Raw genomic sequence first — 7,893 nt, forward strand, 5'->3', positions numbered from 1 at the left:
GCGTTCATGTTCGTCAGCAGGCGCCCGGCTGGGCTCTTCGCGTCAACGCTTGCGACGATCGCATCGATATGGTCCTGTATCGCGCATGGATATTCGCCGATACCGCCTGTTCTTAATGCGGGATTCGTTATCGGCGAATTCTTTTTCTGTTCGCGGATGAGCTCATCGATCTGGCGCTGCACGAGGAATCGCCCCCCGGCACCTGCGAATTTGAGCGCATTCCATTCGATGGGATTATGGCTTGCCGTAACGATAATGCCGCCGGCGAATTTCCGCTTGCGAACGGTAAAGAGCACGGTCGGCGTGGGGACAATGCCCAGATCAAGAACGGTATGCCCCGCCATGGCAAGCGCACCGGATACGATGTTCACTATCGCGCTGCCGCTGATGCGGGTGTCGCGCCCGAGGGCTATCGTGCTTCTGGGCTTCATGAGCAATGCGTAGGCATTGACGTATGACACCAGCGTCGCCGCATCGAGGCCGGCACCGATGATGCCGCGTATGCCGGATATACTGACTTTCAGCGTTCTTTCCATCGTTCGTCCTTTGTTTTCGTATGAATGACAGTATATCGCGATTGTCAAAAAATAAAAAGCGTATGTAAGAAAAACCGCAATGAAAGAGCATTGCCGCGAAATCCGCGGAATCGCACGAACGGTATTCCCTTTCGTGTTGTTCCGTGGGGTTAGTGGCTGGTCTTGGTGATTGAGCAGGCGAAGTGAACTCACGTTTGATCCCAGCGCAACAGTACGTTTGCTGCATCGTACCGCGCGTTGACGACGGTGAATTTCTGCGCTATACTCACCCATGTTACACGGTGCACCGATACTGACAAAAGGAATACATGGACCGATGAAGACCACAAAGAAGCGGACGGCACCCGATATCATGCCGTCGACAAGCGTTGAGATAGCGCTCGATGAGCACATGAACCCGACCATGGTCCTCGAGATGGAGCGTGCATTCAAGGACCATTACCGCGAGCGGCTCTTGCGCATCATCCAGGCGATAATACTCACGAAGCGGCATCACTATTTCGACGGACTTTATCCGGACATGACGATAGACCTTGCCGTAACGAAATCGTCGGTGCGCATGATATTGAAGGGCGTGCCGCGCGAGAAGCTTGTGGGCGGACGGCTGATCAAGCTGAAAGAAGAACAGATACTCTGCGGCATACGCGATCTCCTTCTCTCGCGCCAATTCCCGCTCAATGACATGAGCTCGGAATCGATAACCCAGTACATTTTTCATTTCGTCCAGAACGCGCATGTGATAACGCGGGAGGACATCGCGAGTAATCCGTATGGGCGCATCATGATGCAGGGCGGTCATCATATCCCTGAAATAGAATCGAACCATCATAAGCGTCTTGGTTTCGGCGTCGGCCTTCTCGGGCTTGAGCTCATCACCGGCAGCGGCCCCGGCGCCATGGAAGATCCCATGAAAGGGGCGCTCCGCGGCTATCAGATGAACCGTCACACGCGGAAGTTCATCGGCATAACCGAGGACGGCATCATATCGGGCGAGCCGTGCAACGACTATATCGATCATCTCATCGTGTTCCCCGACATTGAAAAACGCCTTGAGGCGTTCATACGCATGTCGCGCGCGGGCATCATCGTCCCCGGCGGCCCCGGCACGTTCGAGGAGATACTCACCGTGCTCTGGATAAAGATGCACCCGCGCAATAAAAAATTCCGTTTCCCGCTCTATCTCTGCCAGCCGGTACAGTCGCGATCATATTTCCGCGGCATCGTATCGTTCCTCGAGGACACGTTCGATATCGACTTCGAGAAGACAGGGCTTTTCCGCATGTTCGAGAGCGATGCGGAGAACACGGATGACCGTACGCTCGATCCGCGGCGTATCGCGCCCATGCTCCTCGATGATATGCGCGAAACGAAAGAGTATTACGAACGCCTTTCCAAGCGTACCGGCGAACACTTCTTCCCGCTCTGGGACTGGAACGTCCATTTCCCCGAGCGGCTGCAGAAGCCGCTTCACATAACGAAGGATTTCGTCGAGAGTCTCTGCTTCGACAGGAAGATGGCTCCGGACGAGCTTTTCTTCTCGCTCAGAAGCCTGTCATCGGCCATCGTTGAAGTGAACGTACGCGACAGGGAATTCCTCAGGAAATACGGCACGTTCAAACTGAAGGGCGATCCGTCGATACTGCATCGCGTGGACAGATTGTTCCAGGAATTCCATCGCGACGGCCGCATGGGCATGCGGAAATATCTCTGTCCGTACCGCATCGCTCGGCCGGTTAAGACGGGAAAGAAGAAATGATCCGCTCACCGCGGCATCATCGTTCGTATCGCTGAGAACAGCGGGTTGCAACCCGCTGTTCTCTATTTTCGCGACAGTCTCAACTTCGTGCTTGATAAAAAATCATTGCGCTGTATATTCCCACGCATAACAGAATGGATGGGTGTCCATGTCATCAGTTCGGAATGCCGCGTCTGAATTACTATCAGACCGGGATATAATTACTTTCGCAACGGTTTTATATTCATACGCGTCACTTTTATTACGGAAAGAAAAACCCCGTAGTAGGCGATTTCGGTTTAAAAGCGCATCGCACCAATGGCAAAAAGGCGGTGAAAAAGACAGCGTGATGTAATTCGAGCGCACATCCCCTATCCGCGCGGACCCGTTGTGCGGGCAGGGGACTCTTTTATACGAACACCGCTATTTTCTCTCGATATACTCTTTGAGATTCTTAAGCCCGCCCTCGAAATCCTTGCCGAGCATGGAATCCATCATCGGTGCGAAATACCGCTCGAAATACGACATGCCCCCGCGTAACGTCCATGTCACCTTCGTCGCTTTTTCCATCGGCGCAAGCGATACCCTGTTCACCGACTTCGATGCATCCGCCCCGCCGAATATCAGCTCGGTCTCGACGTATTCGTTCTGCGCAAGAGAGGTTATCATCATCGATCCCTTCCCGAGTCTCTTCCCCTCCCACTCGTACCGCGCACCTATGGTGAACGGCTTGCCGGTGATGACCTTCTTCGCCTCCGGCTCATAGCGTATCCATGGCTGCCATTTCATGAATTCATCGAAATCGCCGAGGGTCCGATAGATCGCGGACGGCGCGGCATGGATCTCGATGGTCCGGGAAACCGTATACGTTTTAGGAAGGAACACCGGGGCTGTGACAACAACAGCCGCGGCAACGACGATAATAATGCCGAGAATGATGAGAACTTTCTTGATCATAAGTCACCTCCGCTCTACTCAGAAGGTAAGAATTGCATCGATGAAGTCAATAGAATAGCCATGATGAACAGCAACAAAAAATAGAAAAGCCGCAGACGCCATAGAGACGCTGCGGCTTGAAGTCGATCGCTTTGTCTATTTTTTCTTCGACATGAACATGAGAAGATCGGCAACGCGGCAGGAATAGCCCCACTCGTTGTCATACCAGCTCACGACCTTGAAGAAACGCTTTTCGCCCGGGAGATTGTTCTGCACCGTGGCGAGCGAGTCGTAGATGGACGAGCGATTGTCATGGATGAAGTCCGTCGAAACGAGCTCCTCATTGCAATAGCCGAGTATGTCCTTGAGATAGGTCTCAGACGCCTTCTTCATGAGCTTGTCGATCTCTTCGATGGAAGTGTCCTTCACCGAGCGGAAGGTGAGGTCGACGACGGAAACGTCCGCGGTGGCGACGCGGAACGACATGCCGGTGAGCTTGCCCTTCGTTTCCGGGAGCACTTCGCCCACGGCCTTCGCTGCGCCGGTGGTCGACGGTATCGTGTTGATAGCCGCCGCGCGTCCGCCGCGCCAATCCTTCTTGGACGGTCCGTCGACGGGCTTCTGCGTTGCGGTATAGGAGTGTATCGTCGTCATAAGGCCGGTCTCGATACCGATGCCCTCTTTCAGGAGCACATGCACGAGGGGTGCCAGGCAGTTCGTGGTGCAGCTGGCGTTCGAGACGACATGGTCTTCGGCAGGATTGTACTTCTCGTTGTTGACGCCCATGACGAAGGTCTTCGCGCCGCCCTTGGCCGGTGCGCTGATGATGACCTTTTTCGCGCCGGCCTTGATGTGGCCTTCGGCCTTTTCCTTCTCGGTGAAAAGCCCGGTCGATTCGATGACGTACTCGATGCCGAGGTCTTTCCACGGAAGCTTGTCGATGCCGTCCTTGGGCGCCATGAGGCACTTGGTCTTCTTGCCGTTGACGACGAGCGTGTCGCATTCGGCGAGATCCGCCTTGCTCTTCTCGGCGGAAACGGTCGCTTTCATCCTGCCGTGCACCGAGTCGTACTTGAGCTGATACGCGAAATATTCCGCGTCGGTGGCGACATCGACGACGGCGACGACATCGATCTCGTTGAGGAGGCCTTTTTCGACGATAGCCTGATAGACCAGCCGCCCGATGCGGCCGAACCCGTTGATCGCGATCTTTATAGCCATGAAAAACTCCTGGATGTTATTTTAAAAGCGAAAACAGTATATCGCAGCCCGAAAAAAAGTCAATTGCGCGCACCTGTTTTGCGCGGAGATGTTCGCTGGCCGATGTTAACGTAATACATCGAATTGATTTTATACAAAACTCTGCTATTATTGCCTGCCGAACAGAACCATGAGGAACCCCATGTCAGAACGAGACCCGGAGATACAGGCCGTACTTTCCGTCATAAGCCGCGGCACCGCGGAAATAATCAGCGAGGACGAGCTCGTTGAGAAGCTTACGCGTTCGAAGAAGACCGGGAAACCGCTTACGGTGAAAGCGGGGTTCGACCCCACCGCACCGGACATGCATCTCGGGCACAGCGTGCTCCTCAGGAAAATGCGCGGCCTGCAGGACCTCGGGCATAAGATCGTATTCCTCATCGGCGATTTCACCGGCATGATCGGTGATCCGAGCGGCCGTTCGAAGACACGCCGGCAGCTCTCGCGCGAGGATGTGCTCCTCAACGCGGAAACGTACAAAGAGCAGGTATTCAAGATACTCGACAAGGACAAGACGGTCATCGAATTCAATTCGCATTGGTGCGAGCGTATGAAATTCGCCGATGTCCTTTCGCTCACCGCACGCTACACGGTCGCCCGCATGCTCGAGCGCGACGATTTCACGAACCGGTACAAAGAGGGAAAGCCCATCGCCATGATCGAGTTCCTGTATCCCCTCGTGCAGGGGTACGATTCGGTGGCGCTCAACGCCGATATCGAGCTCGGCGGCACCGATCAGAAATTCAATCTCCTCGTCGGGCGCGAGCTCATGCGCGAATACGGGCTCGAACCGCAGGTGATAATGACCATGCCCATACTCGAGGGGCTTGACGGCGTGGAGAAAATGTCCAAAAGCCTCGGGAATTATGTGGGGATAAAAGAACCCCCGAAGGAGATGTTCGGCAAGCTCATGAGCATACCCGATACGCTCATCACGCGCTATCTTGAGCTTCTCACCGACATACCGATGGGGACCATTGAGACGTACGCCCGCGAGATGAAGGAAGGACGCAACCCCCGGGATGTGAAGGTGATACTCGCGAAGGAGATCGTCACGATGTACCACAGCGCGAAAGCGGCTGCGGACGCCGAGGACGAATTCTCACGGATATTCTCCGGCGGCGGCATACCGGATACCGTGGAAGAGGTCGCCGTCGAGAACGGCACGAACATTCTTTCCGTGTTGAAGACTGCCATGCCCTCGGAAAGCAATTCCCAGCTTCGCCGCTACCTCGAGCAGGGCGGCGTGAAGATCGATGAAGAGAAGATCGAGGATGCCGCTCGGGCGGTATCGCTCACGTCCCCCCGGATATTGAAGGTCGGCAAACGAAAATTCTTCAAGCTTGTTGCGCGGTAGATAGTGATGCGGCGGCTCCTTGTCATCCTCATCATGGCACTGCCGCTGCCCCTGTTCACCGCGCCCGCAACGAACATACCCGCCGTTGATGCGCCGAAGGCCTTCATCGAACTTTTGACCGTCATGCGCCGCAAGGAATTATCGGAAGCAGCGATGCTCTACGGAATAACCGTCACAGAGCGCGATTCCGAGAACGAGATGCGCACGAAGATACTCAAGCATGTGTTCGGCGACGATGCACGCATGACCGCGGCGGGCAATGCGCTTGAAGAACGCCCGCGGTCACGGCGCTATCTCGAGGGGGGGAGCGTACTCCTCAAAAAAGCCGACCGCGTCGAGCGTTCTGTGGCGAAGGCCGGCGGTGCGGAAGAGGAGATAATACGCATCGTCGGCTCCGTCGAGCTTTCGGTGTTCGAATACACGCTCACGGCGGGCACCATCGTCTACAGCGCCACGAGCGACGAGGTCTTCGGGTATGACGGCGTTACCATCGACAACGGCGCACAGCGCGTTACCGGCGAATGGTTCTCGTTCAATCGAAAGACGAAGATCGGCATGCTCTATCAGGGGGAATCGTATCTCCCCGACCGATCGCTCACCATCGTGGGCAAGGTCATTAAATTCACCGAGGGCCGGTTCTTTGCGGATGAGGGATATGTCACCACATCGATGCTCTCCCCGCCGACGTATTTTTTCCGCGTCTACCGCACCTATCTCTGGGAACAGAAGAAGATAATGGCCCTCAACATGTCGTATCAGGTCGGCGCACAGCCGTTCTTCTATTTCCCCATCTTCGTACAGAACTACTGGGGTACGGGGATACTCTCTTCATTCGGTTCATCCCTGCGGGAAGGCCTGTACGTACAGAACTCGAAAGTGATACCGCTCCTCGGCATACCCAATTCGTTCAGGCTCGATCTCTATCAGAAGCTCGGCATCTTCGCGGGTGACGACGTCGTGCTCAGCGGCGATTGGGGAACGGTGCACCTGAACCTCATGGGTGCGTTCTCCCGCAAGGCCGCGATATTCCAGCCGCAGAGCGATCTTCTCGGGGATGCCCGGATCGTCAATTACTTCTCCCCGTCGTCCGAAGTGGACATCCCCTGGGCGCTGCGCTACAAGGCAGCCGCGGACGCGACGTTCTACCTTTCACGAAAGTCGCCCGAGGAAACGTACATCTCGTTCACCGGCGCGGAAATGAGCGATCTGTACTTCCGCTACGATTACGAATCGAAAAAACCGTATTCGTCGCTCTCCGAGCTCTTCCGCCCGCTCGAGCAGCGGCTCCTCAAAGAACCGATATACCGAGACGTGTACGCCATCGAAGGGAGTTCGACGCTCGCCGGATCGTTCGTCAACAGGGGGAGCGCACATCTCTTCTCGCTCGGCGCGAATTATACGCGCACCGCGGTGAAGAACCTGTCCGCAAAGGACAGCGTGAACAACGATGACTACCGCCTGAAGCCGCAGTCCATCCTGTTCCCGGCGATCGCCTTCTCCTACGGCGGCGTTATCGACCCCATGACCAACGAAATGCCGGCGGCGAATATCAGCTATTCATTCGCCGTCGGGTATCGGCATCACACACAGTTCGCCGATATCGCCGGCATCGCGTTCGTCAACAATCCCTCGCTCGATCTCGTTCTCAATAAGATCCTCGTCGAGCGGGATTACATCGACGGCGGGGCATCCGTCTCCCGGGCGTTCACGACCCCGTTCTTCTCGTATACGCCGAACATCGGTGTATCGTACAATAATCAGGGGACGAAGAACCCCACCATCGACGACCTGGTGAGCGATAAGCGCTCTTCGTTCATGACGCTCAACACATCGCATGCGTTCTCCATCTTCCTGCCGAAGTCGCTCGTGAGCAATGTTGCGCGGTATTTCGAGCCGACGCTCTCCGCCTCGGTCGCGTACGCGATCGATTACAAGGTAGGCGCGTATGAAGCGAACGAGGGGTACGGCGGGTTCCGCAATCATCGCGTCGACGGGTCGGCGGCAGCGGGTTTCTCCGGATACGGGCTCTTCTTCGTGCCGGACCTCAATCTCAACGTCAATGCCGGCAT

The 7,893-nt window shown here is 55.8% G+C and carries 6 protein-coding genes; 3 read left to right on the forward strand and 3 right to left on the reverse strand.

All coding sequences use genetic code 11. The annotated features are described in order from the left end of the window. On the reverse strand, positions 1-536 hold a 536-nt coding region (locus AABZ39_20315; GenBank protein ID MEK6797130.1), incomplete at its 3' end, for a phosphoglucosamine mutase. Between the two features lie 316 nt (positions 537-852). Here AABZ39_20315 and AABZ39_20320 point away from each other — a divergent pair. Further along, a complete protein-coding gene (locus tag AABZ39_20320; GenBank protein MEK6797131.1) occupies positions 853-2,292 on the forward strand; it encodes a pyrimidine/purine nucleotide monophosphate nucleosidase domain-containing protein in 1,440 nt (479 codons plus the stop codon). Positions 2,293-2,694: 402 nt separating this feature from the next. On the opposite strand, the gene AABZ39_20325 is transcribed toward AABZ39_20320, so the two are convergent. Both AABZ39_20325 and gap read right to left on the reverse strand, forming a co-directional pair. Then, complete coding sequence (locus AABZ39_20325) at positions 2,695-3,228, reverse strand: SRPBCC family protein (GenBank protein MEK6797132.1); 534 nt, start codon at positions 3,226-3,228, stop codon at positions 2,695-2,697. Positions 3,229-3,363: 135 nt separating this feature from the next. Beyond that, entirely contained in the window at positions 3,364-4,428 is a 1,065-nt protein-coding gene (gene gap / locus AABZ39_20330; protein ID MEK6797133.1) for a type I glyceraldehyde-3-phosphate dehydrogenase, read from the reverse strand. 181 nt (positions 4,429-4,609) lie between these two features. Between gap and tyrS the strand changes: the two genes are divergently transcribed. Beyond that, on the forward strand, positions 4,610-5,824 hold the full coding sequence (gene tyrS / locus AABZ39_20335) for a tyrosine--tRNA ligase (protein MEK6797134.1): 1,215 nt from the start codon (positions 4,610-4,612) through the stop codon (positions 5,822-5,824). Positions 5,825-5,830: 6 nt separating this feature from the next. Next, positions 5,831-7,893: hypothetical protein (locus AABZ39_20340; GenBank protein MEK6797135.1), on the forward strand; the 2,063-nt coding region annotated here is incomplete at its 3' end.

The organism is Spirochaetota bacterium, assembly GCA_038043445.1.
Taxonomy (GTDB): Bacteria; Spirochaetota; Brachyspiria; order Brachyspirales; family JACRPF01; genus JBBTBY01.